General features: G+C 61.0%; 1 protein-coding gene. It reads left to right on the top strand.

What is annotated here, in order from left to right; genetic code table 11:
- Positions 1 to 831: transposase (locus AC0TNJ_RS00015; protein WP_473769851.1), on the top strand; the 831-nt coding region annotated here is incomplete at both ends.

Below are 831 nucleotides of genomic sequence, written 5' to 3'. Positions count from 1 at the left end.
ACGCCTCGACACTGAGCCAGAACCGGCGGCGGCGCTTTAACGACACCTCGGTCGCCCAGGATATTTTCGACCACATCGTCGAACAGGCGATCCGGCACGGACTGGTCGATGGGACAGTGCTTTATACCGACAGCACGCATTTGAAGGCCCATGCCAACAAGGGCAAATACGACCTTGAGATGATCGCCAGATCCCGAGCCGATTATTGGGCTGATCTTGATCGGGCCATTGATGCGGAACGGGCACTGCACGGCCAGAAACCGATGACGGACAAGCCGCGGGAGCGGGAGGCGAAAGAGACCAAGGTCAGCCGCACCGATCCGGAAAGCGGCTATATGGTGCGCGACGGCAAGCCGAAGGGCTTCTACTATCTTGATCACCGCACGGTGGATGGAAAGCTGGCCATCATCACCGATATCCACGTCACGCCGGCCAATATGCATGACAGTCGCGTCTATCTCGACCGTCTGGATCGGCAACGCCGGCGCTTTGACTTCGCGGTTGGCGCGGTCGGGCTGGATGCCGGCTATGCGACAGCGGCCATTGCCCGGGGTTTGGAAGATCGCCATATCCTCGGCGTTACCGGCTACCGCACTCCCACGCCACCCAGGGATGGCATGATGCGCAAGTCGAGGTTCGCATTCGAAGCGGATGCCGATGGCTATCGCTGCCCCGAGGGCCAATTGCTCCCCTATGCCACGACCGACCGCAACGGTTACAAGCATTATGTATCTGATCCGGCCATCTGCCGGACCTGCCCGCTGCTCGCATCCTGCACGTCCAACGCCAAGGCCATCCGTACCATCACCCGCCATGTCTGGCAGGACGCCC

Source organism: Ochrobactrum sp. PL_is483, assembly GCF_055816855.1.
This window is presented reverse-complemented; position numbering and strand designations above follow the sequence as displayed.